This is a genomic window from Microbacterium sp. SW12, from assembly GCF_055391095.1.
Map to the genome: position 1 here is coordinate 2,855,967 of NZ_AP024335.1, position 22,217 is coordinate 2,878,183.

A 22,217-nucleotide genomic window follows, 5' to 3' on the forward strand; every position below is an offset into this window, starting at 1 on the left:
CGGTCAGGTGTCTTTCTGGTGGAGTCGGGTGAGGTAGTCGTTGTACGCGTCGAGCTCAGGGTCGCCGTGTGCGTCGGCGCGACGGTCGGCGGCGACCGCTTGGGCGGTGTCGTCGCGGAACCAGCGGTGCATGACGTAGATGAGCATCAGCAAGGTGGGGGCCTCGCCGTAGGACCAGGCCAGCCCGCCGGCGAGGCGCTGGTCTTCGATCGGGTCGATGCCCAGCGCGCTCGTCGGGCCGGCGAACCCGTCGATGAGGGTAGTGGTGGCCATCATCAGGAAGACGCCGAAGAAGGCGTGCAGGGCGGCCTCGGCGAACACGTCCAGGGCGCGGCCGCCGTGGCTCATCCGCACCGGCAGCGGGTCCGACGACAGGATCGGGATGGTGAACAGCATCCCGGCGACCAGGAACCCGACCTCGAGGAGGGTATGGCCGGTGACGGTGGACAGGATCGGATCGGCGAAGTTCGCCAGGTACAGACCGTAAAACGCGGCCAGGTATAGCGGCACCGCCAGCCACGGGCTGAGCAGCCACCGTGCGGTGCGACTGCGTAGCCCGGCGTGCGCGGCGCGGAGCACCAGGAGACCTGGGCCGTGGTGCGGGGTGGCGCGCAGCAGCAGGGTGCCGGGAGAGCCGAGGACCAGCAGCGGCGGGATCGCCATCATCAGGGTGAGCTGCTGGAACATGAACACCGAGAACAGGGCGTACCCGAAGTTCTCCACCGCCAGGCCGGTGACCGCGGCGAGGGCGACGCAGCCGAGCAGGAAGCTGACCGTCCGCCACACCGGCCAGCCGCGGCCGCGGACCCACATCCGGATCGCACCGGCCAGGTAGGCGACCGCGAGGAGTCCCGCGAGGAGCGGTAGCACCGGAGCCGGAAGCGGGGCCGGGGTGAGGAACCCGCCGAGGGTCGGCGGGGCGTCCGGGATCCACACGGTCGTCACGGTGTGTCCTTCGCAGGCTGGTCTACGCCGAGGGCGTGCGCGTGGCGGGTCGCGAACTCGTCGACGGCGCGCGCCAAAGCGGGGTCTTCGCCGCGGGCCAGTCCCGCGTACTCGACGTGCACACCATCCGGGGTGGTGCGGGCTTTCACCCAGAGCCGGCGGCGGGGCACGAACAGGCCGGCGAACAGGCCGAGGGTGGCGAGCACGGAGAACGCGAGCACCCAGCCGCTGCTGGGGTCGCGTTGGATCTGCAGCGACGCGAACCGCTTCACCGGCTCCTCCGCCGTGACCTCCTCCCAGGTGATCGTGCCCCACCCGTTCGGCAGGTCGACGGTGGCGCCGGGGGTGAGCTCAAGGGAGTCGGCGGCGGTGTCGCCGCCGGTGTGCTGGGTGAGCCCGTCGACCTCGAGCGTGTACACCGACCTCGGAGTGCCGTCGTCGATGCCGAGATCCCCGCTGAACACGTTGAGAGTCAGCACCGGATTGACCACGTCCGGGTAGACGGAGGTGAACGCGCCGGAGGGCAACACCCCCTGGGTGGGGTAGAAGAACCCGACCAGCCCGACCTGTTCGGGCAGCCCGTCCGGGATCTTGATGATGCCCAGCGAGGTCATGTTGGAGTCCTGCGGCAGGAACGGCTGCGACTCGCTGTACACCACCTCGCCGGCGGCGTCGCGGATCGTGAGGGTGGGGGCGTAGCCGTTGCCGAGCAGGTAGATGCGATCGCCGTCGACGGTGATCGGGTAGTTCACGATCACGCTCTGCGCCCGATCGTCCTGCCCGGGTTGGCGGATGGTGATGTCGGCGGAGAAGTCTCCGGCCTGGCCTGCGCCGGGGGTGCCGGGCAGCCGGTAGGAGACCTGGAAGTCGTCGAGGGTGAGCGAGTAGGGGGCAAGGCCCGTGCCGTCGACGAAACGGCCGGGGTTGAACGAGGAGTAGTCGCTGAGCGCGTTCACGAACGTGGTGCCCTCCACCACCACCCGCTGCCCGGTATACGCGAACGACCCGCCGATCGCGACCGAGACCAGCACGCCGACGAGGGCGACGTGGAAGATCAGGTTGCCGGTCTCGCGCAGGTAGCCGCGCTCGGCCGACACCGACGCGGCTCCGCGGGCGTCGTATCGCTCCACCCGGTATCCGGCCTTGCGCAGCTGCTCTGCCGCGACGTCGATCGCGTGCGCGGCCGGGTCGGTCCTCCCTTCCTCTCTCGGCAAGGTCAGTTCCCGGTACTCCGAGAGCCGCGACAGCCGGGCCGGGGTGCGAGGGGGGCGGGAGCGGAGCGCCTTGTAGTGGTGCTTGGCGCGCGGGATCACGCAGCCGATCAGGGAGGTGAACAGCAGCAGATAGATCGCGGAGAACCACGGCGACAGGTACACGTCGAACAGGCCGACCGCATCGGCGAGGGGGAACACGTCGGGGTTGTCCCGCTCCCACTGGATGACACCGTTGGGGTCGGCGCTGCGCTGCGGGAACAGGGACCCGGGGACGGCGGCGATCGCGAGGAACAGCAGCAGGACCAATGCGGTGCGCATGCTGGTCAGCTGCCGCCATGCCCACCGCAACCACCCGGTGATGCCCAGCGCCGGCTGGGTGATCTCCGTCGCGGATTCGCTGTCGGCGTGGTCGCCGGGGCGTAGCGGGTCGGCGGTGACGTCGGTGCCGGTGTCAGAGCGGGAGGGGGACATTGATCACCACCTGTTGCAGCTGCGACATCAGTGCCGTCCACAGCCCGGTCACCATCAGCAGGCCGAGGGCGATGAGCATGGCCCCGCCGATGATGTTCAGGGCGCGGATGTGGCGGCGCAGGAACGTCACCGATCGGGACGCCCACCCCCATCCGGCCGCGAGGATCAGGAACGGGATGCCCAGGCCCAGCGAGTACGCGAGCCCGAGCAGGCCCGCGCGGGCGGGGTCACCGAGGTTCCACGACATAGAGATGATCGCTGCGAGCGTCGGGCCGATACAGGGGGTCCAGCCGACGCCGAGCGCGAACCCGAGAAGCGGCGCCCCGATCAGCCCGGTCCTACCCTGGGCGCGAGGGCGGAGGGTGCGCTGGGCAATGCCGAAGAAGCCGAGGAACACCAGGCCGAGGGCGATGATGACGACCCCGAAGACGCGAGTGAGCACATTGGCGTATTGCAGCAGCAGGTACCCGAAGGTGCCGCCGAGGATCGTGACGGCGACGAACACCACGGTGAACCCGGCGATGAACAATGTCACGCCCAGCAGCAGCCGCGCGCGCTCCGCCGTCACCGTGCGCCCCCCGTCCAGCGTGGGGGCCGCGGTCGTCGTGGTGGTGCTGCCGAGGTAGCCGAGGTAGCCAGGCACCAGCGGCAGCACGCACGGGGACACGAACGACACCAGCCCGGCGAGGATCGCGACCGGGATCGCGACCCACAGGGCGCCGTCGACGATCACCGCTCCCGGATTCATGAGGTGTCCTCGGCGAGGGTGTCGGCGACCAGGGTGGACAGGATCGACGCGCTGGCCAACTGCCCGATGATCCGCGCCGCGACCCGCCCCTCCTGGTCGATGACCAAGGTGGTGGGGGTGGCCTGGATCGGAGTGACCTGCGCGAACGCGAGCTTGACCCGTCCGTCGTTCACGTCGATCACGCTCGGGTAGGTGACGTTGTTGTCACGGGCGAACGACAGTGCGGTGGCTGGCTGGTCGTAGGTGTTCACCCCGAGGAACGCGACGCCCTGGTCCTGATACTCCTGCCAGACCTCCTCGAGCATCGGGGCTTCGACGATGCACGGCCCGCACGCGGCGTACCAGAAGTTCACCACCAGCACCCCGCCGCGGTAGTCGTCACTGGACACCGTCTCCCCGGTCTCGGTGACGCCCTCGAACACCACCGGCTCCCCGCGGTCGGCATCCGGGATCTCGACGATCTGGAAGTCACCGGCGATGTAGCCCTTCTCGCTTCCGTCCCGGTACTGCTGCGCGAGCGAGTCGCTGGACGTGCACCCGGCCAGCAGCAGCGCCGCGACCAGCGTCATGGCGGCAAGGACGCGGCGGCGGATCATGCGCGCTTGACCTTGATCAGGGCGCCGGCGACCAGGAACACGACCGCGGCGACCGGCTGCGCCGCAGTCCACACCGGGCCGGTGAACGGGAACGGGAACACCGGGTTCCAAATCACGGCGATCACGACGAACACAGGCAACCACCACCACTGCCGCGCCTGGATCGCGAACCACCCCACGATGACCGCGAAGATCGCGGCGACGAACAGCACAACGGTGAACCAGTCCCCGCCCATCAGTACCGGCGCGAGGAACAACACCGCCGCCGCGAGCAGCCCCGGCGCGAACGCGTTGCGCTGGTATACGGACGAGGTCCGCTGCTTCGCCATCATGACCCGCTCACCACGGAGCCCGTCGCAGGCGCCGCGCTGTCCGCGCTGACGCGGGAGCGGCGGTGTCGGGTCCACAGGCTCAGGCCGAGGACGATGACGCCGGCACCGAGGGCGACGTCGGCGAGGTTGCCGATGAACAGGTTCCCGTAGGCGAGGAAGTCGGTGACGTGCCCGACCCCGAACCCAGGGGGGGAGAACAGCCGGTCGATCAGGTTCCCGATCGCGCCCCCGAGGATCAGGCCGATCCCCATCGCCCACCATCCGGTCCGCGCCCGCGCGGCGGCGACGACCAGCAGCACCACGGCACCGACCCCGAGGAGAGTGAGCAGCCCGGTGACCCCGGCTCCGAGGGAGAGGATCGCGCCGGGGTTGAACGCGAGCTGCAGCCCAAGCAGATCCCCCAGCAGCGGGATCCGCTCCTCCTGACTCAACCCTCCCAGTGCGGCCGCCTTCGTCGCCTGGTCGACCAGGACCACCACAGCGGCGGCCAGGCACGCGACCGCGAACCGCCGGGTCTGCTCACGAACCATCAGCGGCTCCTCCTGCGTTCGCGAGGGCCGATGATAACCCGGTCATCAGACCGGCTATCAGGAAGAGGTTTTTGGTGTCAGAAGTCGAAGAGGTCACCGAGGAACCCTTCCTTCCGCCGACGCCCGGAGCGACCGTGATGATCCCTGTCGCGGTCAGAACGGTGGTCGCCCTCGCGCGGATAGGGGGCGGTGCTGGTTTGCCGGCCGCCGCCGGCAAGGTCGGCGGCGCGGTCGATGATCTTGTCGAGCTCGCCACGGTCCAGCCAGACGCCCCGGCACTGCGGGCAGTAGTCGATCTCGACCCCGGAGCGTTCCGTGATCAGCAGGGCGGTCCCGTCGACCGGACATTTCATGAGGGGTTCTCCTTCTGTTGCTGGTCGTCGGCGGTTCCACCATCCGCGGCGGCCGCGGCCGCGGCTGCTCGGTCGCGGCGACGACGCTCTCTGGCCACCATGAGCACGACCACCAGCGCGCCGCCCAGCACGATTACGCCACTCAGGACCGCAAGGACGGGGAGGAGTTCCCCACCTCCGGATGGCCCGTTGTGAACCTCTCCGGACGTATTGGCGGCAGATGTGGGAGACGGGTCGGGTGTCTGCTCCTCGGTCGCTTCGGGGGTAGGGGCGCTGGTGGGGACGGTGACCGCTTCGACGGTGTACTGGTACTCGTTGCTGATCGGGTGCCCGTCGCTGGACACGACCCGCCACCGCACCGTGTACACGCCCGCCTGACCAGGCGTCACCGCCTGGGTGACCGTGGTCCCGTCGATGACCGGATCCCCCGATGCGATGTTCTGCCCGTCCGGGGCGACCACCTCAATGATCACGGCGCTGAAATCGGTGAGGATCTCGCCGCTGAACGTCAGCGAAATCTCCTCCGGGACCACGCTGACCGTGGATCCGGCTTCCGGGGAGGAGGAGACGATCTCATCGTGCGCGGCTGCGGGCGCCGCGGTGGCGAACAGGAGCCCGGCGGCCAGCAGCAGCGTCGTCAGAGTGGACAGGAGGAGGATGCGTCTCCGTGAGCCGGATCGGTGCGGGTGTTCGTGGTCGGTGACGGTGGTCAAGGCGGTGGTCCTTTCAGGGCCGGTTGATGATGTGCTGGGCGATCGTCGTCGCGTCTTTCCAGACCCCGGCGAGGGTGTCGGAGCCGCGGCCGCCGTACTGCGGCATCCCCGCCACGAACAGCCCGGGCAGGCCGGTCAGGGTGCGCCGCGGCCGGTCGACGCGGGCCGGTTCCGGGAGCCAGTCGTCGCCAGGGGTGTAGCCGGTGGCGAGGATCACCGAGCGGGGGGATGCCTGCGTGCCATCGGCGAAGGTCACCCCGGCGCCGGCCGCGTCCTGCACCGCAGCTGCGATCGTGACCCCGACGCGGCGCAGCTGCTCATAGCTGTCGCCGAAGATCGGCTCGGGGCGACGCTCCCGCGAGAACAGCGGCACCCTCTCCCCCGCCGCGGCGGGATAGCTCATCGCGGGGCGATGCTGCCGCCGGGTTCGCACGGACAGCGTCACGGTGTGCGACGCGGACAGTTCGCGGGCCAGCTGCACACCGCTGTTCCCGCCGCCCACGATGAGCACGTCGCCGACGGGGATCTGCTTCGGGTACAGGTACTCGCTGCTGTGCAGCACCACCCCGGGCATCGTCAGCAGAGACGCCCACTCCGGAATCCGCGGGTGCGCGGCCGCGCCCGTCGCGCAGATCACGTTGCGGGTCTGCACCTCCCCTGCCGTCGTCGACAGCAGCAGAGTCGAGCCGTTCCCGCGATGCTCCACCCCGGTCGCCTGGATGCCCCAGACCGTCTCCACGCCCAGCCCGGCTTCCACGAAGGTGAGGTAGTCCGCCATCTCGTCCACTCGCGGATGCCGGCGCTGGTCACCCAGCAGCCGCCGCGGAGACAGCGCGCTATGCCGGGCGTCGCTGAGAAGCTCCATCGAATGCCACCGTGAGGACCAGGAACGCTGCCCCGTGCTGGCGGCGTCGATCACCACAAACTCGTGCTGCGGCCGCAGCCCTTCCGCGGCCAGAGCCGCGGCAACCGCGAGCCCAGACTGCCCGGCGCCGACGATGATCGCCCGCCGATGCGTCAAACCCGCCCGCATCACCGGCCACCGTTCACCGCAGCCTGGATGGCGTTCTCGAGGTCGTCCCACTCCTGCAGCTCGAGCAGCTCACCGTCGAGGAAGAACGTCGGCGTGCTGCTCACCCCGAGCGCCTGGCCCTCCTCGAAATCCAGCTCCACCCGCTCCGCCGTAGCCGGGTCCGCCACGGCGGCGTCATAGGCGGCCATGTCCAGACCGATCTCCTCCGCGAAGCCACGGAACAGGTCGGCGCGAGACTCCTGCGCCTCACCCCACTCCGCCTGCGTCTCGAACAACCGGACATACATGTCCTCGAACCGGTCCTGCTGCGCGGCCGCTTCCGCCGCGACCGCCGCGTTCTTCGAATTGAAGTGACCGGGCAGCGGGAAGTAGCGGACCACATACGTGATCTCCCCAGCGAACTGCTCCCGCATATCCTCCACGATCGGGAAGAACGCGCCACACGCCTCGCACTCGAAGTCGAGGAACTCCACCAGGGTGACAGCGCCCTCCCCGCCGTCGTCGAGGACATGCGAGCTCTCCCGCACCACCTGCGGGGATGCGTCACCGCCCCCAGATGAAGGTGGAGCGGACTGGCTCTGATTGACAAGGACATAGATCAACGCGGCGATCACCATCACCACCACAACGGCAATGGTGACGAGCGTCGCCTTCACAGGGGTTTTCATCGGGTACTCCAAACCAAGACACGGCACAGGACAGAACCCGGGCACGCAGCCCGGGACGAAGCGCCACCCGGAAAGGGTGGCGTGCCAAATGTCAGGTTCGGGAAAGACCCAACTGCGTCAACGAAAAGACAATCGGGTGAGCACGGGCAGCCGGCGCCGGAAGCAGCGAAGGCATCCGTGGCCCGTCACCGAGAACCGGAGGCATCCGCCGACGCCACAACCCCCGCAGCACCACCATGAACGTCAGCCCGCACAACACGCCCAACATGCACAGCGCAGCGCCCACCAACGCGTTCGGCCCAGAAACGACGCCACCGGCGACCGCCTCATGCTCGACTGGGGCGTCTGCCACGGGCTCGACGTGGGGGTCCATGAACCCAGAAATCACCAGCGGAACAGGAGTCGAACCGTCCGCCTCTGTGTGACCCGTCGCTGCCAGACCCAACATCAGCAGCAGCGCCAAACCGACGCTGGTAATGAGCCTCATTATCAACAATTGCTCATTCAGCGTCGTGGAGCGCGGAGTCCGGGCCGAAGAGACCATCGCCCACAGCCTACCGTACGCACCTAAACCCATTCGGAGCCCGGTTCACCCGAGCACGGGAGCGCCGGCAGCGCCGGCCGGGTCCGGCGCGGCTAGCCGGTCAACCAGGACGATGACGACGGCAACGGTGGCGAAGGTGGCTTTGATGGGGGTCTTCACAAGGGCCGGTTCCAAGTCGGGCGGTGTTCTGCCACCGCGGGGCGAGGGGTCGGTGGTCAGGCGTGGGCGGGTTCGGGCTGGCGAGCGGGCACCGTGGCGAGTTGCCGTAGCGCAGCGGGGCGACGGGCGGCGCGGACGCCATTGAGGATGACGACGACCTCGGCGATCTCATGCACCAGCACGACGCCGGCGAGCCCGAGGATGCCGAACAGGGCGAGCGGGAACAGCGCGACGATGATCGCCAGAGCCAGACCGATGTTGGCGGTCATGATGCGTCGGCCGCGGCGGGCGTGGGCGAGGGCGCCGGGGATGAGGCGGAGGTCGTGGCCGATGAAGGCGACGTCGGCGGACTCGATCGCCGCCGCGGAGCCTTTCACACCCATCGCGATCCCGACCGTCGCCGTCGCCAGTGCCGGGGCGTCGTTGATGCCGTCGCCGACCATCGCGGTCGGTTGCTGCGTGACGAGCGCCTCAATCGCGGCGGCCTTGTCGGCGGGCAGCTGCTCGGCGCGAACGTCGGTTACGCCCGCCTCGGCGGCGATGGCGTGGGCGGTGCGGGTGTTGTCGCCGGTGAGCATGATGGTCTCAATGCCCTGCGACTGCAGCATCCGGACCGTCTCGGCCGTCGACGGTCCCGGTGATGCCATGCCCGGCCTCCTCGACCACCTCCGTTGCGGGGCTGGCGACGGGTGCGGCCGCGATGATGGCCGCGGCGAGGGGGTGGGTGCTGGTGGCCTCCACGGCGGCGGCCCAGGCGAGCAGGTCGTCGCGGGTGATACCGGGTGCGGGCTGGACGTCGACGACGGTGGGCTCGTTGCGGGTGAGGGTGCCGGTCTTGTCGAGGGCGACGGCGCGGATCGTGCCGAGCTGCTCGAACGCTTCACCTGACTTGATGACGACGCCGAACTTTGACGCCGCTCCGATCGCGCTGATCACCGTCACGGGCACCGCGATGGCCAGCGCGCACGGGGATGCCGCAACCAGGACGACGAGGGCGCGTTCGATCCAGGTCCACGGGTCGCCGACCAGCAGCCCGAACAGGGCGACCACGGCAGCGGCGATCAGGACGACGGGAACGAGCGGCTTCGCGATCCGGTCGGCGAGGCGTGCCCGGTTGCCCTTGCGGGCGTGGGCCTGCTCCACGAGGGCGACGATCTGGGTGAGGGAGTTGTCGCGGCCGTCCGCAGTTGCCTCGATCCGCAACGTCGCCGCCCCGTTGACCGAACCGGCGGCGACCGGATCGCCGGGGCCGACCTCGACCGGGATCGACTCGCCCGTGATCGCCGACGTGTCCAGGCTCGACCTACCCTCCACGACCACGCCGTCTGTGGCGATGCGATCGCCGGCACCGATGACGAGGATGTCCAGCTCACGCACGTCCGCGGCGGGGATCGTGACGTCGCTGGTTAGGCGGGAGACGCGGACAGTGTCGGGGATGAGGGACAGAAGGGCGCGCAAGCCTTCCTTGGCGCGGTCCATCGCCCGGTCTTCAAGCGCCTCGGCCAGGGAGAACAGGAACGCCAGGGTCGCGGCCTCGCCAACGTGGCCGAGCAGGACCGCGCCGATCGCGGCGATGGTCATCAGCAGCCCGACCCCGAGGCGACCGCGGATGAGGCGGCGGATCGCGCCGGGGACGAAGGTGTAGGCGCCGGCGAGCAGCGCCGCCCACTGCAGCACCAGCGCCGGGATGTGCAGACCAGTCCACTCGAACGTGTATCCGGCGAGGAGGAACAGCCCGGACAGCGCGGAGGGAAGCAACGCGAAGTCGCGCCACCAGGGCGGGCGGACCTCCGGCTCCTCGTCCGCCTCGGTGGGGGTGGTGGCGAGGTCGGGGCCGCAGCAGGCATCGCCCGCATCGTGCACCGCGCTTGGCGCCGCGGTCTTGGAGGAGGGTTCCGCGGCGCAGCAGGCGTCACCGGTCGAGAGCGGCCGGGACAGTTCGATGCGCCGGACCGTACCGGGCTTGCGCGGCTCGTTGGGGCCGCAACACTCTTCGCTCACTGCACGCTCTCCTTCGTTGCGGGGGCGGGCGTCTGCTCTAGGAACGTGAGCGCGGCCAGTGCGTCATCGGTGCCGGTAACGGAAAGGCGCAGGTCGGGGTGGGTCGTGTCGATCGCCCAAGTCGCGAACGCGCAGCAGGACTGCTCGGTGCGGACCAGCTCCGTCAGCCGGGCGGTCGCGTCGTCGATCTTTGGGTAGTGGACGGTGATCTGGGCGGCCGTCCTGTCGATGTCGAGGAGGTAGTCGTCGTTGAATTCCTGCCACGCGGCTAGCTGTGCAGCACCAGCGCCGGGCGTCAGCGTGCAGGCCACCGGCAGCAGGTCACGGTCGATGAGGCTCATGCGCAGCACTCGCACTGATCGTCCATGCACGGGGCGCCCTCGTCGACGGCGACGACCGCCTCGAGCAGCTGTCGCAACCCCTGGGTCAGATGCGGGTCGGCGATCTCATACCGGGTGCGCCGACCTTCCGGTGTGGCGACGATCAACCCGCAGCCCCGCAGGCACGTCAGATGATTCGAGACGTTCGTGCGGGTCAGCTCGAGATCTCGTGCCAGCTCAGCCGGGTAGCCGGGAGCGTCCAGCAGTGTGAGGAGGATCCGGGAACGGGTCGGGTCGGCCATCGCCCGACCCAGCCGGTTCATCACATCGAGGCGAGAAGTAAGAGTCAGCACAGGCTGACTATACATTCTCCGCTGTACTAATGCGAGGGCGGATGAGTCGCGGTACCCCGGCGACCATGACCACCATTGCGACGAGCTCCACCAAGGTCTGAGTCACTACAACCAACGGCGTCAGAGCGAAAGATGCCGGCAGCGCGAGAGCGAGCGGGAGCACGACCAGCGAGTTGCGGGTGACCCCGCTGAACGTGGCCGCCCGGCGGCTGGGAACATCCAAGCGTGCCGCGCTCCCGAGGAGCGCACCGAGTGGTGCCACGATTAGGACGAACACGACGAACACGGGAACCGCGATTAGCAGCTGGCCGAGAGCGCTGCTCACGCCGAAGACCTGCGAGCCGATCACCACGGCGAGAGTCAGCATCATCAGCGGCACCATTGCCGCCAGCACCACGCCCTCGATCGCGCGGCCGGCACGGAACCGTTTCGCCAGCAGCTGCGTGGCGGCGGCGAGAACGAGCGGCAGCACGATCAACAACAGAAATGCCTCCACGAACGGATGCGGGTCGAACGCACCCACCACCTCGGCGCCGGCCATCAGCCACAGGTACACCGGCAGCAACACGATCTGCAGAAGCATCAGCAGGGGCGTGGCAGCAAGCAGCCGCGCACGTGCACCGCCAGCCAGGCCAGTGAACACAATCACGTAATCCACACACGGCGTCAGCAGCACGAACAACACCCCAACGAGCACCGCCTGATCAGCCGCCACGGCGCGACTCAACCCGAACACGACCACCGGCACGACGACGAAGTTCAGGACGAGCACGACGCCCAGGAACCGCCAATCCGTGAAGGCCCGGCCGATCGCCGTGAACGGCACCCCCAGGAACGTCGCGTACAGCAACAACCCGAGCACGGGATTGATCGCCGACTCGAGCGGATCCGCCACCGCCGGCACGAGTAGACCGACCACCGCACCCACGGCGATCGCTGCGAGGTAGAGCACTACCTGATGCCGCTCCCACCACTCCACAGCTGTGCACACGAGCACAAGCCTGTCGAATGTAGCCGGTTCGCCCCTAATCGAGTGAGCGAGTAACCCTTCACCCCCAGCCAATGGCAGGACTGCTAGGTGCATGCCAACTACCCGCGGAATCTGTCATTTCGGATAGGAACCGACACGGCACTTACACGCATCGTTCTCACCAATCTTTCGGATCCGCCACTTGTCCGCCACTTCATCTAAGAATCCGCCATCTTCGCCGAGAACCTACAAGCATGTAGGTTCCCGGTCAAGGTGGCGGAGAACTCGGGGATTCCACGCTAATTGGCAGCAGTTTCGTCAGCAGGATTCCGCGCGAAATGGCAGATCCCTACATAAGAGTAGGAAGTCCACTTAGACTTGACGTCCGCCGCCGCCGTCCGATTGCCCGCGCGATCATCCTCCCGTGCTGGGGGTGAACGCGCGGTTCATGACTGGTATCCGAGCACCGTGGTCATGCCGGTCTCGGCGTGGTAGATGTTGTGGCAGTGCGCGACCCACTGGCCGGGGTTGTCGGCGTCGAAGTCGACTGTCAGGGTCTGGCCCGGGAGGATGATGGAGGTGTCCTTCCGGGGGCCGCCGTTCGCGTGCTGGTAGGTGTGGCCGTGCAGGTGGAACGGATGCCACATCTCGGTGTCATTGCGGATCCGCAACTGCACCCGCTCCCCCCTACTGATCGCGTGCGCGTCCCGCAACGGGTCGTTCATGTCGAACCGGCGCCCATTGATCCCCCAGTCGTACGCCTCCATCCCCCCGGTCAGCGCGAGGTGCACGACCCGGTCGGGGGATGCCTGGTGCAGGGTGACGGAGGCGGTCGCGCTCAGCCCGGCAGCGGTGCCAACCCTGCCGGTGCCGAGCTCGGCGACGGGGACGTCGCTGGCCGGAGCCGTGCCAGCGGCGGTGCGAACGAGCGCGAACGCGCGATCCTGCTTGCCTTCCGCGTCGGCGACGACAGGGAACACCCCATCGTCCAGGGTGACCAGCACGTCGTAGCGTTCGCCCATCCCGATCAGGACACTGTCGACCTCGACCGGATCCACCGGGAACCCGTCGGTGTGGGTGATCGTCAGGGTGTGGCCGCCGATCGCGAACCGGAACGCTGTGTCGCTGCCGGCGTTGATGACACGGATCCGCACCCGGGCACCAGGAGTGCCGGTGAATTGGGCGGGGTCGGCTTTGGGTTTGCCGTTGATGAGGTAGTGCGGGTAGTAGACGTCGCCGGCGTCGCCGCCGAGCAGGTCGGAGGTGGCACCCATCAGCAGGTTCCCCATCCGCATGAACATGTCGCCCATCCCGCCCATGTCTCCCATGCCCTTCGAGAGGTCGGTGAGGACCTGGTCCGGGGTGGCGGTGACGCCGTCGAGCCAGTCGTCGAGGATCAGCACCCATTCGTCGTCCCACGTCACCTTCTCGTCCGGGTCGTCGATGATGAGCGCACCGTAGAGGCCGTGGTCCAGTTGCGGGCCGACGTGGGGGTGGAACCAGTAGGTGCCCGGATGCGGGGTGACGAACTCGTATGCGAACTGTCCGCCCGGGGCGATGGGGGCTTGGGTGACCGGAGGGACCCCATCCATGTCGTTGCGGAGGGCGAGTCCGTGCCAGTGCACGGAGGTGTCCGCGTCGAGCTGGTTGCGGACGGTCGCTTTCAGCGTGTCGCCTGCGGTGAGCCGGATTACCGGGGCCGGGATACCTCCGAACGCCCAGGTGGCGGCGGCGGTACCGGCCAGGTCGAGCGTGGTGGGGGCGGCGGTGAGGTCGACGGTGGTGACTCGGCCGGTGCCGCCGCGGTTCTTCTCCGTGCCGGACACCGCTGCGCCGGTGGGTGTCACCCATTGCGGCGCGGGGGTGCAGGAGGCGAGCACGGCTGCCGCGACGGCGCCCAGTCCGAGTCCGAGCACACCTCGTCGGGTCAGCAGCATCGGGGAGGACGGTGTGGGAGAGAGCGGACGGTCAGGCATGTTCGGGCTCCTTCTGCATGGTCGTCGCAGCGGGCGCCTGGGCGGGCAGGCGGAGCCGCTTGAGGAGGAGGGCGTTGACGGCGACGATCACGGAGGAACCGGACATCGACAGGGCGGCGATCTCCGGGGACAGCATGATCCCGAACGCCGGGTAGAACACGCCAGCGGCGATGGGGAGGGCGGCGGCGTTGTATCCGATGGCCCAGCCCAGGTTCTGCCGCATCTTTCGCAGTGTGCCCTTGCCGATCTTGAGTGCGATCGCAACATCGAGCGGGTCCGAGCGCATCAGGACCACGTCGGCGGTCTCGATGGCGACGTCGGTGCCGGCGCCGATCGCGATGCCGAGGTCGGCCTGGGCGAGGGCGGGGGCGTCGTTGACGCCGTCGCCGACCATCGCGACCTTCTTGCCCGTCTTCTGCAGCTCGGCGACCTTCGCGGACTTGTCCTCGGGGAGCACATCCGCGATCACGGTGTCGATGCCGAGGAGAGCGGCGATCCGGTCGGCGGTGGGCTTGTTGTCCCCGGTGAGCATTGCGACCTCGACGCCCTGCTCGTGGAGAGCGTCGATCGCGGTCTTTGCGGTGTCCCGGGGTGCGTCGGCGAGACCGATGATCCCGGCGACTTGCCCGTCCACGGCGAACAGGATCGCGGTGCGGCCGGACCCAGCCAGGTCCTGCTGAGCGGCCTGCACCCCGCTGATGTCGATCCCCTCCCCGGTGAGAAGGCGCGGGTTGCCGAGGACGACCTGTCGACCGTCGACGGTGGCGATCGCGCCCTGCCCGGTGACGTTTCGGAACGCGGTCGCGGTGCGACGGGGGATGTCGCGGGCGTCGGCGTAATTCACGATCGCTTTCGCCAGAGGATGCTCGGATTCCCGCTCCAACGCGACCGCGAGGGAGAGAGTCTCGAGGTCGTCGCCGCCGACGGGGATGTAGTCGGTGACCTCCGGCTCCCCCTTGGTGAGGGTGCCGGTCTTGTCGAACACGACCGTGTCGATGTGGGCGGCGGTTTCGATCCCGGAGGCGTTCTTGAACAACACGCCCCGTTTCGCGCCGAGCCCGGTGCCGACCATGATCGCCGTCGGGGTGGCGAGGCCGAGCGCGTCGGGGCAGGTGATGACGACGACGGTGATAGCGAACAGGATCGCCATCGGCAGTTCGGCCCCGGCAAGAAACCACACCAGGAAGGTGAGGGTGCCGCCGATCAGGGCGACCAGGACGAGCCAGAACGCTGCCCGGTCGGCGAGGCGCTGCCCGGGGCTTTGGAGTTCTGCGCCTCCTGCACGAGCTTCACGATCTGCGCCAACGCCGTGTCCGAGCCGACTTTGGTGGCTGTGACGCGGAGGGTGCCGACGGTGTTCACGGTCGCTCCGATCACCTCCGACCCGGGCGCTTTGTCCACCGGCATGGACTCGCCGGTAACCATCGACTCGTCCACCTCGGACTCTCCGGATTCCACGACACCGTCGGTGGGGATCTTCGCCCCCGGCCGCACCAGCATCAGATCCCCGGGACGACCTCGCTGGTGGGGATCTCGACCTCCTGCCCGTCACGGATCACGACCGCCTGCGAGGGTGCGAGCTCCAGGAGGGTGCGGATGGCGTCGTTCGCGCCGCCGCGGGCGCGCATCTCCACCCAATGCCCCAGCAGCACGAAGGTGGCAAGCACCGTGGCGGCTTCGTAGAACACTTCACCGCCGCCGGTGAGGGTGACCGCGAGGGAGTACAGCCAGCCGGCGCCGACACCGACCGCGACGAGCACCATCATGTCGAGGGTCTTCGCGCGCAGCGCCCGGTAGGCGCCGTCGAAGAAGATCCACGCCGAGTAGAAGATCACCGGCAGCGACAGGATCAGCATGAACACGTCATCGCGCAGCCCGAACGGTGCCGGCACCTCGAATCCGATCACCTCCCGCCCGATCGGAGACCACAGGGTGATCGGGATCGACAGGATCAGCGCGACCAGGAACCGGTTGCGCATGTCGCGGATCATCGCGTCCATCGACATCCCGCCGTGATGCCCACCGTGGCCCATCATCTCCTGCGCACTGTGACCCGACGCCGCGCCGTGGTCGTGTCCGCCCGGAGCCGCGGCGTGATCGGCGTGCTCGACGTGGTGACCGGCATGCTCACCGTCATCCGCCGTCGCCGACGGGGCGTGCGTGTGGTCGTGGCCAGCGGCGTGATCGTGGACGGGGTCGTCGTGATGGCCTGCGTGACCCTCGTGGTTTGCGTGGCCTGTGCGATCCGTGTGGCCTTGGCGCGCGTCGTGACCCGCCTGCGGTTCTTGTGCGCCGTCGGCTGAGGGGCCGGCGTGGTCGTGGGCGCCGTGGTCGTGTGCGTCGCCGGTGGGAGGGCAGATGTGGTCGGGGACGGACTGGCCGGCGCAATGGTAGCCGCAGTCGATGACCCATTGCTGGAGGTGGGCGACCGAGGTGGTCTCGGGGTCGTAGGTGACGGTCGCGGTCTGTGAGACCGGGTTCGCGTCGACAGCGATCACTCCGGGTTGTCGGCCCAGGTGGGCTTCGGTGACGTTCTTGGAGGTCGCGCGGATCATGCCGCTGACCTGCAGGGTCACGGTTCTGGTGTCGCTCATTTCGGTTCCTTTCCGAGGGTGGGGTCGGTGGTGTCGGGGTGGGGCCAGTGCCAGTCGGCGACGGCGGGGATGTCGGTGCCGTGCTCGCGGGTGTGGGCGCGGGCGTGCAGGCGGGCGTCCTGCAGCTCCTGCCGCAGGCCGGCGTGGCGGGCGGCCAGGCCCGGGACACGGTCGAGGACGTCGATCGCGAGCCGGTACCGGTCGAGGTCGTTGAGCATGACCATGTCGAACGGGGTCGTGGTGGTGCCGCGCTCCTGGAAGCCGTGCACGTGCAAGTTCTGATGCCCGGCGCGCTTGTAGGTGAGCCGGTGGATCAGCCACGGGTAGCCGTGGTAGGCGAAGATCACCGGCTTGTCGGGAGTGAAGATCGCATCGAACTCCCGGTCCGGCAGCCCGTGCGGGTGCTGATCCTCCGACTGCAGCCGGGTCAGGTCGACCACGTTCACCACCCGCACTCTCAGGTCGGGGACGTGCTCGCGCAGCAGCGCCGCCGCGGCGAGGGTCTCCAGGGTCGGCACGTCGCCGGCGGCGGCGAGCACCACGTCCGGCTCGGTGCCCTCGGTTTCGGTGCCCGCCCACGGCAGGATGCCCAGCCCGCGGGTGCAGTGCTCGATCGCCTCGTCCATCGTCAGCCACTGCGGGGCGGGCTGCTTCCCGGCGACGACGACGTTGATGTACCCGGCCGAGCGCAGGCAGTGGTCGTAGGTGGACAGCAGCGTGTTCGCGTCGAACGGCAGGTAGACGCGGACGATGTCGGGGCTCTTGTTCAGGGCGAGGTCGATGAACCCGGGGTCCTGGTGAGAGAACCCGTTGTGGTCCTGCCGCCAGACGTGGCTGGAGAGCAGGTAGTTGAAGCTCGGGATCGGGTCCCGCCACGACACCTCCCGGGCCGCTTCGAGCCATTTGGCGTGCTGGTTGAACATCGAGTCGACGATGTGGGTGAACGCCTCGTAGCAGTTGAACAGCCCATGCCGGCCGGTCAGGACGTAGCCCTCGAGCCAGCCCTGGCACTGGTGCTCGCTGAGCACCTCCATCACCCGCCCAGTCGGGGCCAGGTGCTCGTCGACGGGCTCCACGGCCGCGTTCCACTGCTTGCCCGTCGCCGAGTAGACGGGTGGGGCGAGTCGGTTGGAGGCGGTCTCGTCCGGGCCGAAGATGCGGAAGTTGTCCGGATTGTCCCGGATCACCCCCGCCAGCCAATCCCCCAACGTCCGGGTCGCTTCGCCGGTCGACGCCCCGCGCGCGGCGGGGTCGACGGGGTGGGCGTGCTCGCGGAAGTCCGGGAGCCGCAGCGGGATCGTGAGTTGTCCGCCGTTGCCGGCCGGGTTCGCGCTCATCCGCCGATCCCCGTCCGGGGCGATCGCGACCGTGGTCGCGCGCGGGGCGCCGATCACGTCGAACAGCCCGTGCGGACGGTAGGACGCCAGCCAGTCCTCGAGGATCCGCAGGTGCTCCGGATTGTCGCGGACCTCGGCGAGCGGCACCTGATGGGCCCGCCAGGTGCCCTCCACCGGCAGACCGTCGACGATCTTCGGGCAGGTCCACCCCTTCGGGCTGCGCAGCACGATCGCCGGCCACGCCGGCCGCCCCTCCAACGTCCCCGCCGCCGCGGCGGCCTTGATGTCCGCGATCTCATCCAGTACCGCATCCAGCACTGCCGCGAAGGCCGCGTGGGACTCACGCGGGTTTCCCCATCGAAGCCGACCGTGACGACGTGGGGGTCGTGGCCGTAGCCGCGCAGCAGCGCGACCAGCTCTTCCTCGGGGATGCGGGACAGCACGGTCGGGTTGGCGATCTTGTACCCGTTCAGATGCAGGATCGGCAGCACCACCCCGTCGTGGGCGGGGTTGAGGAACTTGTTGCCGTGCCACGCGGTCGCCAACGGCCCGGTCTCTGCCTCCCCGTCACCGATCACGCAGGCGACCAGCAGGTCGGGGTTGTCGAACGCCGCCCCGTAGGCGTGCACCAGGGAGTAGCCGAGCTCGCCGCCCTCGTTGATCGACCCCGGCGTCTCCGGGGACGCGTGCGAGGGGATCCCGCCGGGGAAGGAGAACTGCCGGAACAACGCCCGCAGCCCCTCTTCGGTGCGGTCGATGCCCGGGTACCGTTCGGTGTAGGTGCCGTCCAGGTAGGCGTTGGCGACCATGCCGGGTCCGCCGTGCCCGGGCCCGGTCACGTACAGGGTGTTCAGGTCGCGGTCGCGGATGGCACGGTTCAGGTGGGCGTAGAGGAAGTTCAGGCCCGGGGTGGTGCCCCAATGGCCCAGCAGCCGCGGCTTGATATCGTCCCGGCTGAGGCGGTGGCGCAGCAGCGGGTTACCCTGCAGGTAGATCTGGCCGATGCTCAGATAGTTCGCCGCCCGCCACCACGCATCCACCGCCGCCAACTGCTCGACGGTGGCATCAGTGGTGCGGTGCGCCCACGCGGGGGTGCCGGTGTGGGGGTCATGGTCGGTCTCCTTCCGATCCGCGGCCGCTCGGGTCGCGCCAGGTGCGAATGACGGGGGTCATGGTGTTGCCGCCGGGATGAGAACGGTGGCGGTGGTGTCGCGGATCCAGACCACGCCGCGGTCATCGACCAGGACGATCGCACCGTCCCCGGTGACCCCGAGGGCTTGGACGGTTCCCGTGGTGGTGCCGACGTTCTCCCAGCCGGTGCCGACTAGGCGTCGCAACGTCCCGTCGGTGTCCACTCCGACCACCCCACCGGTTGGGTCGGTCTCCACCAGGTACAGCACTGGCGCGTCCGGCGCCGGGGTGAAGGTGGCGCCACCGTCGGTGCTGTGCTGCAGCCCGTCCTGGGTGGCGGCGTACAGGGTGCCGTCGGCCGCGGCGGCCAGGTCGACGGCGGGCAGCTCGGCACCGTCCGCCCAACTCTGCCCGCCGTCGCTGCTGGTGCGCAGCAGCGGGCGGGAGGATCCGATCCCGTACAGGGTGCCGTCGCCGGTGACGGTGAGGACGTGGAAGTCCTCTTCCCCGGTGAACGCGACCGGTTCCCACGAGGCGCCGGCGTCGAGGCTGCGGATGATGCCGAGGTTGGGGGCGCCGAGCTCCGCCGGGGTGGACGGGCCGGGGTGCCCGGACGCGTAGAGGTTGTCACCGGTAGCGGTCAGTCCCATCGCGTCCAGGTCGATGCCACCGACCGGGCCGGTGACAGTGCCGTCCTCGCCCAGCGTGTACAGGCCGGTGTGGGTGCCCAGCAGCACGGTGCCGTCACCGGCGTCGACGATGCCGTGCACATGCCCGAACCCGGCCGCGGTGCTCGCGGGGGCATCGGGCTCCGCAGGGGTGGTGCTGCAGCCCGTGAGCAGCAGCGCGACGGTGACGGTGGCCGTGATCGCCAGTCTGCGGGTGGTGGGAGAGATCATGAACGGAGAGCCTTTCCGTGCGGGTACGCCGGATACCGGTGACCGCACAGGGGTCGAGGGTGGGGCCTCGGACGGGACCGGCATCGGGAGCGCGGGTCCCGTCCGAGGGGTACCGGGTCAGAGGCTGGCGAGGATGTCCTGCATCGTGGTGATCTCGGCGGTCTGCCCGTCGATGATCTGCTGCGCGAGGGCGGCCACGTCCGTGTTCTGTCCGTCGGTGAGCACCGACTGCGCCATCGTCACGGCGCCCTGGTGGTGAGCGATCATGCCGTTCAGGAACAGGCGGGTCGCCTCGACCCCGGTCGCGGCATCCAGAGCGGCCATGTCGTCCTCCGACATCATCCCGCCGCCCATGTCCATGCCGTCCATCCCGGACATGGAGTCGTCGTACGGGACGCCCCACTCCTGAAGCCAGCCCTTCATGGTCTGGATCTCCGGGTCCTGTGCGGCCTTGATCTGCTCGGCGAGGGAGACGACCCGCTCGTCGATGCCGTCTTTCGCGAGGATCTGATCGGCCATCTCGATGGCCTGCTGGTGGTGCGGGATCATCATGGTCACGAACATCTCGTCCGCGGCGTTGAACGCGGCGGCGGACTGGGAGGGGGCGGTGCTGGTCATCCCCCGGGTCCGTGGTCCATGCCGGGCATGGTGCCGTCGGTGGGGGCGCAACCGGCGAGCACAAGCACGGTGGCCAGGGCGCCGGCGGTCAGCGTGAGAGTACGAAAACGCATCAGGAGTGTCCTTATCTAGTCAGTCGGTGAGGGTCTGATCAGTGCCCGGGAGGGCAGAGCGCAGCATCCCCGGCAAGGGTCGCCGGGGTTCAGGCGGAATCAGGTGCGACTGATGGACAGGACAAGCAGTGAAGGCGGGCGGGGATGCGGCAATCCGGCCAGCAGAGTCCGGGTATGGGAGCGCGAGCGGTCTACGGCGTATGTGAGAAGGGCACGGAACGTCGGTGCGAGCAGGACGATCACCGCGGCCAGCAGCGCCAGCACGCACACCATCATCAGCAACGAATGATCCGGCATCCCCGCAGGGCTGCCGCACCCGTCCTGGCAATGCCCCCCAGCGCCCTCCGCCGCAGCTGCGGTCATCGGCGTATCGTCGGCGGCGGCTGGTGCGGAGCCGACCTGGCTGTGCGTGCTCATCGCGCTGGTCTCTGATGCCAGGGCGGGCTGGTGGGAACCGGTCAGGACGTGCATGGACAGCAGCCCGGTGATGATCGCCAGGGCGATCGGAGCGGCCAGCAGGAACCGGCGCACCCCGGGGGTCAGACGCGCGTGCGAGCGAATCACGTTCACGACCGACCTCCTTCCCGTCCAGGGTAGCGGTGCCCTGCCCCCGCGACACGGTCAGAACACCACGCACGGGAGCGGGCCCTACCACTCAGCATATACCCATCCGGGGTATCCAGGATGGGTATCGCTTCGGGGATGGCTACCCGCCCGGGGTATGCTGGGCGTGATCGAGGAAGGGGCGTCGACGGTGAACCAGGTGGTGGCGCGACGGCGGGCACTCGGGTCCCGGCGTGCCCTGTGGTTCTACCTGTCCGCGGTGACCGCGATCATCGCAGGGCTGCTCGCGATGCACTCGCTGAGTCTGGAAGAGGACCAGGCGGGCACTGTCGTGTCCGCCTCCGCAGTCGTTGCGGCCCCCGATGCCGCCGCTGATGTCCTGGTCAGCGGGGTGGTGACGCCCTCGTGCGATGAGACGGTCTGCGGGACGTCTCATGCTGTCGCTGCCGTGACGTGTCTGCTCGCGTTGCTGACCCTGCTCATCCTGGTGCTCCCGGCCCGGGACGGGTGGATGTCGCTGCTGGCATGGCTGCGATCCCTCCCGGGCAGGTCGGGCTCGTTCACGTCCGGGTCGCCTCTTCTGCGACCCTCCCTGATCGTGCTGTCGATCAGCCGCACCTGATCAGCACCCCGCCCGCGCCCGCCGCCTGAGCCGCCGCCGGCGCGTGATGTCGCCGACGGTCCACGATGATGACGATGCCGGTGGCATCGCCCGCGACGCAGTGAATGGTCGACCCGATGCCCTGCTTCCACAGCGGCCGGGTGAACTCCTCATGCTCTCCCGGCCGCGGCTCCTTGTCCGCGAGCACATACAGCAGCGCCCCGATCGGCCCCAGGTAGAGGGTGACCAGGATGAAGCCCCACTTCATCACCGCCGGCTCCGGGTTGTGACGGAACTGGTCCACCCCGACCCAGATCGTGCTGATCGCGACCAGCACGAACCAGGCGACCAGGAAATAGTCGATCGGTTGAATCATCCTCGCCCGCCTCTCCCTCGCACACGACTCCCCCACACCTTATACCCCCTATGGGTAT

The 22,217-nt window shown here is 69.0% G+C and carries 23 protein-coding genes and 2 pseudogenes; 1 reads left to right on the forward strand and 24 read right to left on the reverse strand.

Translation table 11 applies throughout. From position 1 onward, the window contains the following. Positions 1–3 precede the first annotated feature (3 nt). The 23 genes and pseudogenes from MICSW_RS14435 to MICSW_RS14545 form a co-directional block, all read right to left on the reverse strand. Positions 4–945: a cytochrome c oxidase assembly protein gene (locus MICSW_RS14435; RefSeq protein WP_045246896.1), complete on the reverse strand. Its 942-nt coding sequence runs from the start codon at positions 943–945 to the stop codon at positions 4–6. Continuing rightward, a complete protein-coding gene (gene resB, locus MICSW_RS14440) occupies positions 942–2,630 on the reverse strand; it encodes a cytochrome c biogenesis protein ResB (RefSeq protein ID WP_464496349.1) in 1,689 nt (562 codons plus the stop codon). The genes MICSW_RS14435 and resB overlap by 4 nt, the downstream gene beginning before the upstream one ends. Further along, positions 2,611–3,378 carry a cytochrome c biogenesis CcdA family protein gene (locus MICSW_RS14445; protein WP_045246898.1) on the reverse strand — a complete coding sequence of 256 codons (768 nt, stop codon included), beginning with the start codon at positions 3,376–3,378 and terminating at the stop codon, positions 2,611–2,613. The genes resB and MICSW_RS14445 overlap by 20 nt, the downstream gene beginning before the upstream one ends. Next, complete coding sequence (locus MICSW_RS14450) at positions 3,375–3,974, reverse strand: TlpA family protein disulfide reductase (RefSeq protein ID WP_045246899.1); 600 nt, start codon at positions 3,972–3,974, stop codon at positions 3,375–3,377. The genes MICSW_RS14445 and MICSW_RS14450 overlap by 4 nt, the downstream gene beginning before the upstream one ends. Beyond that, positions 3,971–4,306 (reverse strand): DUF6804 family protein, encoded by a 336-nt coding sequence (locus MICSW_RS14455; RefSeq protein WP_045246900.1) that lies wholly within the window; start codon positions 4,304–4,306, stop codon positions 3,971–3,973. The genes MICSW_RS14450 and MICSW_RS14455 overlap by 4 nt, the downstream gene beginning before the upstream one ends. Further along, a complete protein-coding gene (locus MICSW_RS14460; protein WP_045246901.1) occupies positions 4,303–4,836 on the reverse strand; it encodes a signal peptidase II in 534 nt (177 codons plus the stop codon). Before MICSW_RS14460 ends, MICSW_RS14455 begins: the two co-directional genes overlap by 4 nt. A gap of 77 nt (positions 4,837–4,913) precedes the next feature. Further along, positions 4,914–5,189 carry a TFIIB-type zinc ribbon-containing protein gene (locus MICSW_RS14465; RefSeq protein ID WP_045246902.1) on the reverse strand — a complete coding sequence of 92 codons (276 nt, stop codon included), beginning with the start codon at positions 5,187–5,189 and terminating at the stop codon, positions 4,914–4,916. Continuing rightward, on the reverse strand, positions 5,186–5,902 hold the full coding sequence (locus MICSW_RS14470) for a copper resistance CopC family protein (protein ID WP_048809232.1): 717 nt from the start codon (positions 5,900–5,902) through the stop codon (positions 5,186–5,188). Before MICSW_RS14470 ends, MICSW_RS14465 begins: the two co-directional genes overlap by 4 nt. 13 nt (positions 5,903–5,915) lie before the next feature. Continuing rightward, entirely contained in the window at positions 5,916–6,935 is a 1,020-nt protein-coding gene (locus tag MICSW_RS14475) for an NAD(P)-binding domain-containing protein (protein ID WP_045246903.1), read from the reverse strand. After that, complete coding sequence (locus tag MICSW_RS14480) at positions 6,935–7,603, reverse strand: DsbA family protein (RefSeq protein WP_045246904.1); 669 nt, start codon at positions 7,601–7,603, stop codon at positions 6,935–6,937. Before MICSW_RS14480 ends, MICSW_RS14475 begins: the two co-directional genes overlap by 1 nt. Positions 7,604–7,694: 91 nt before the next feature. Beyond that, on the reverse strand, positions 7,695–8,090 hold the full coding sequence (locus MICSW_RS14485; RefSeq protein ID WP_054678994.1) for a hypothetical protein: 396 nt from the start codon (positions 8,088–8,090) through the stop codon (positions 7,695–7,697). 272 nt (positions 8,091–8,362) lie between these two features. Beyond that, positions 8,363–9,980: pseudogene (locus MICSW_RS14490) on the reverse strand (heavy metal translocating P-type ATPase). 323 nt (positions 9,981–10,303) lie between these two features. Next, on the reverse strand, positions 10,304–10,648 hold the full coding sequence (locus tag MICSW_RS14495) for a hypothetical protein (RefSeq protein ID WP_048809235.1): 345 nt from the start codon (positions 10,646–10,648) through the stop codon (positions 10,304–10,306). Then, a complete protein-coding gene (cmtR, locus tag MICSW_RS14500; protein ID WP_067165134.1) occupies positions 10,645–10,980 on the reverse strand; it encodes a Cd(II)/Pb(II)-sensing metalloregulatory transcriptional regulator CmtR in 336 nt (111 codons plus the stop codon). Before cmtR ends, MICSW_RS14495 begins: the two co-directional genes overlap by 4 nt. Before the next feature lie 7 nt (positions 10,981–10,987). Continuing rightward, entirely contained in the window at positions 10,988–11,971 is a 984-nt protein-coding gene (locus tag MICSW_RS14505) for a bile acid:sodium symporter (RefSeq protein ID WP_204947467.1), read from the reverse strand. A gap of 425 nt (positions 11,972–12,396) precedes the next feature. After that, complete coding sequence (locus MICSW_RS14510) at positions 12,397–13,926, reverse strand: multicopper oxidase family protein (protein ID WP_464496355.1); 1,530 nt, start codon at positions 13,924–13,926, stop codon at positions 12,397–12,399. Beyond that, positions 13,919–15,142 carry a heavy metal translocating P-type ATPase gene (locus MICSW_RS14515; RefSeq protein WP_464498421.1) on the reverse strand — a complete coding sequence of 408 codons (1,224 nt, stop codon included), beginning with the start codon at positions 15,140–15,142 and terminating at the stop codon, positions 13,919–13,921. Before MICSW_RS14515 ends, MICSW_RS14510 begins: the two co-directional genes overlap by 8 nt. Continuing rightward, positions 15,130–15,426: a P-type ATPase actuator domain-containing protein gene (locus tag MICSW_RS14520; protein WP_464498423.1), complete on the reverse strand. Its 297-nt coding sequence runs from the start codon at positions 15,424–15,426 to the stop codon at positions 15,130–15,132. The genes MICSW_RS14515 and MICSW_RS14520 overlap by 13 nt, the downstream gene beginning before the upstream one ends. Further along, a complete protein-coding gene (locus MICSW_RS14525; protein WP_464496357.1) occupies positions 15,426–16,520 on the reverse strand; it encodes a cation transporter in 1,095 nt (364 codons plus the stop codon). Before MICSW_RS14525 ends, MICSW_RS14520 begins: the two co-directional genes overlap by 1 nt. Next, positions 16,517–18,906: pseudogene (locus tag MICSW_RS14530) on the reverse strand (phosphoketolase family protein). The gene MICSW_RS14525 and the pseudogene MICSW_RS14530 overlap by 4 nt, the downstream one beginning before the upstream one ends. Positions 18,907–19,026: 120 nt before the next feature. Further along, a complete protein-coding gene (locus MICSW_RS14535) occupies positions 19,027–19,887 on the reverse strand; it encodes a F510_1955 family glycosylhydrolase (RefSeq protein ID WP_464496360.1) in 861 nt (286 codons plus the stop codon). Between the two features lie 117 nt (positions 19,888–20,004). Next, on the reverse strand, positions 20,005–20,505 hold the full coding sequence (locus MICSW_RS14540; protein ID WP_464496363.1) for a DUF305 domain-containing protein: 501 nt from the start codon (positions 20,503–20,505) through the stop codon (positions 20,005–20,007). A gap of 212 nt (positions 20,506–20,717) precedes the next feature. Beyond that, the gene (locus tag MICSW_RS14545; RefSeq protein WP_464496365.1) at positions 20,718–21,188 is read right to left on the reverse strand and encodes a DUF6153 family protein; all 471 of its coding nucleotides are present in this window, start codon (positions 21,186–21,188) and stop codon (positions 20,718–20,720) included. Between the two features lie 151 nt (positions 21,189–21,339). Here MICSW_RS14545 and MICSW_RS14550 point away from each other — a divergent pair, with 151 nt between their 5' ends. Beyond that, positions 21,340–21,804 carry a hypothetical protein gene (locus MICSW_RS14550; RefSeq protein ID WP_464496367.1) on the forward strand — a complete coding sequence of 155 codons (465 nt, stop codon included), beginning with the start codon at positions 21,340–21,342 and terminating at the stop codon, positions 21,802–21,804. On the opposite strand, the gene MICSW_RS14555 is transcribed toward MICSW_RS14550, so the two are convergent. Next, positions 21,791–22,159 (reverse strand): hypothetical protein, encoded by a 369-nt coding sequence (locus MICSW_RS14555; protein ID WP_464496370.1) that lies wholly within the window; start codon positions 22,157–22,159, stop codon positions 21,791–21,793. The two genes, MICSW_RS14550 and MICSW_RS14555, sit on opposite strands and share 14 nt — an antisense overlap. Between the last annotated feature and the right edge of the window lie 58 nt (positions 22,160–22,217).